Source organism: Kosmotoga sp., assembly GCF_982836095.1.
The window spans coordinates 1-3,174 of the sequence record NZ_CEYIHJ010000191.1; the positions used below are offsets into that span (position 1 = coordinate 1).

The 3,174-nt window shown below is 43.1% G+C and carries 2 protein-coding genes; both read left to right on the forward strand.

Annotated elements, in window-relative coordinates:
* Positions 1–196, forward strand: a 196-nt coding sequence (locus tag AC3LHT_RS09890; protein WP_488662771.1) for a hypothetical protein, incomplete at its 5' end; no start/stop codon positions are given.
* A 121-nt stretch (positions 197–317) separates the two neighbouring features.
* Positions 318–2,963 (forward strand): pyruvate, phosphate dikinase, encoded by a 2,646-nt coding sequence (gene ppdK / locus AC3LHT_RS09895; protein WP_488662772.1) that lies wholly within the window; start codon positions 318–320, stop codon positions 2,961–2,963.
* The last annotated feature ends 211 nt before the right edge of the window (positions 2,964–3,174 follow it).

Genomic DNA, 3,174 nt, shown 5'->3' on the forward strand with positions numbered 1-3,174 from the left:
CGCAGGACATCTTTTTGTACTATTTAGTACTATTTATCGGATGTCCTTTTCATTTGCTTATCGGTTCAATTGTAATGCCTATCTGGTAAGGATTCAATATATCTCTGTAAAGGATTATTCCCTTCTAAAGGCAATTAGAAACTTCAAGCAAGCGTATGTAAATGTTTTGCTTGAACAATGTTGGGTAACGTTGTGACATATTCGTGTAATAAAAGTTTATATATGTAGTCAGTAATTACGAAAATATGCAATTTTCACATTAGGTCTACTGTGATATAATCTCATTCGAATGTAACTACCTGAAAGGAGGCAAGAGAATGAGCGCGAAATATGTTTATTTCTTTGGTGGCAACAAAGCCGAAGGCGATACCACCATGAAAAATCTACTCGGCGGAAAGGGTGCTAATCTTGCTGAGATGGTAAGGCTTGGTTTTCCAGTACCACCTGGTTTCACCATTTCGGCCGAGGTATGTAAATATTACTACGACCATGGCAGGAAATATCCAGAGGATTTGAAGGAACAAGTTGTTAAAGCCGTTAAGGAACTGGAGGAAGTTACCGGGAAAGAATTTGGATCACCTGAAAATCCTTTGCTTGTTTCTGTACGCTCTGGAGCTGCCATTTCTATGCCAGGTATGATGGATACCATTTTGAACCTGGGTTTAAATGATGCGACAGTGGAGGGCATGGTCAAAGCGACTGAAAATCCACGATTCTGTTATGACGCTTATAGAAGATTCATGCAGATGTTTGGTGATGTCGTTCTCGGAATTGATCACTCCTTCTTCGAAGAACAACTGAACGCGGTGAAAAGCGAAAAGCAAGTAAAACTTGATACAGAGCTTGGTGCTGATGACCTTAAAGAAGTTGTTCGAAGATACCTCGAAGTTTACAAAAAAGCTGGCCACGAATTCCCCCAAGACCCTTGGGAACAGCTATGGAAGGCAATTGATGCAGTTTTCGGAAGCTGGATGAATGAAAGGGCTATCAAGTATAGAGAACTCAACGGAATAAAGGAAGGCGAGCTTTTGGGAACTGCTGTAAATATCGTCACTATGGTTTTTGGAAACATGGGCGATGATAGCGGTACTGGTGTCGCTTTCACAAGAGACCCCAATACCGGAGAAAAGCAGTTCTATGGTGAATACTTACCCAATGCACAGGGCGAAGATGTTGTTGCAGGCATTAGAACTCCATATCCTCTCACAAAACTTGGAGAAATCATGCCAGACGTTTATAAACAACTCCTGGACATTTTTGTAAAGCTCGAAACCCATTACCGTGACATGCAGGATATTGAATTTACCGTCGAAAAAGGCAAATTGTACCTTCTCCAAACAAGAACCGGTAAAAGGACGCCCTTCGCTGCTGTTAAAATCGCCGTTGATCTTGCAGAAGAAGGCCTTATTACCAAGGAAGAGGCAATCATGAGAGTTTCGCCTGAACATATCGAGACTCTTCTTCATCCTTATTTCCTTCCTGAGACGAAGCAAAATGCAACGCTTCTTGCCAAAGGAATAGCAGCTTCTCCAGGTGCAGCATCTGGCATAATTATTTTTGACCCAGCCGAGGCTGAACGCCTTGTAAAAGAATCAGGTAAAGATGTAATACTGGTCAGGCCCGAAACCTCACCCGAAGACATTGCTGGTATGGCAGCAGCCAATGGCATACTTACCTCTACCGGTGGAAAAACTTCACATGCTGCTGTTGTTGCCAGAGGTATGGGGAAAGCCTGTATTGTCGGTTGTGAAGCAATGGAAGTTGAAGAGGAAGCTGAGGCCATTAGCGTAAATGGCAAAAAGTTCTCCAAAGGCGATTGGATTAGCATAGACGGGACAACCGGTGAAGTATTTGAGGGCAAGTTAGATGCTGTTAAGCCCCAGGGTCTTGAAGGACCTCTTGCAAAGCTCCTCGATTGGGCAGATGAAATTAAAAGACTTGGTGTTAGGACAAACGCCGATACTCCACGTGATGCCACTGTTGCAAGAGAATTTGGCGCTCAGGGAATCGGGCTTTGCAGAACTGAGCACATGTTCTTCGATGAAGAAAGAATCCCGGCTGTTAGGCAAATGATTGTTGCCAAGACAGTGGAGCAGAGACAAGCAGCTTTGGACAAGCTTCTTCCCATGCAAAAAGAGGATTTCAAAGGTTTATTTAGAGCCATGGAAGGCTATCCTGTTACTATAAGGTTGCTTGATCCACCTCTACATGAATTCCTTCCAAAAGAAGAAGAAGATATAAAGGATCTTGCTGAAGAGATGGGGCTTTCTTTTGATGAATTAAAGGCCACAGTTGAGGAACTGCACGAGTTCAATCCCATGATGGGACATAGAGGATGCCGACTTGCTGTAACCTATCCAGAAATCGCAGTTATGCAAACCAAAGCCATAATAGGCGCCGCAATTGAACTGTTGAAAGAGGAAGGTCAAACAGTTGTTCCAGAAATCATGGTTCCACTTGTGGGACACATCAATGAACTAAAATATCTGAAAAAGATCATCGTTGATACCGCTGATAGCATGATAAAAGAAGCAGGTGTAGAATTGAATTACAAAGTGGGTACGATGATCGAAGTCCCCAGAGCAGCGCTAACTGCCGATGAGATAGCTAAAGAGGCTGAATTCTTTAGCTTCGGAACCAACGACCTTACTCAAATGACTTTTGGATTTAGTAGAGACGATTACGGCAAATTCGTCGGCGATTATGTTGCCAAAGGCATTCTCGAGGTTGATCCATTCCAAAAGCTAGATAGGGATGGCGTAGGACAGTTAGTCAAAATGGGAACTGAAAAGGGAAGAGCAACGAGACCTGACCTAAAAGTGGGCATTTGTGGTGAACACGGCGGTGAACCTTCTTCAGTAGAATTCTGCCATCTAGTCGGACTGAATTACGTTAGCTGTTCACCATATAGAGTTCCTGTAGCCAGACTTGCAGCCGCTCAAGCATTGTTGAAAAATAAGTAATCCATTACTGATACTATTGCGACCCCGGTAGGGGTCGCGGTTTTCTTTGATGGAGGTTTGATTATGATCGATACGCTTTTTAGCTTCCTTCAAACTACAGGATTTTCAGCATTAAGTTGGGAAAACCTTGTTATGTTCGCAATAGCAGGTGCGCTTTTTTACGTTGCAATAGTGAAAGAAGCTGAACCATTGCTACTTATTCCCATTGCTT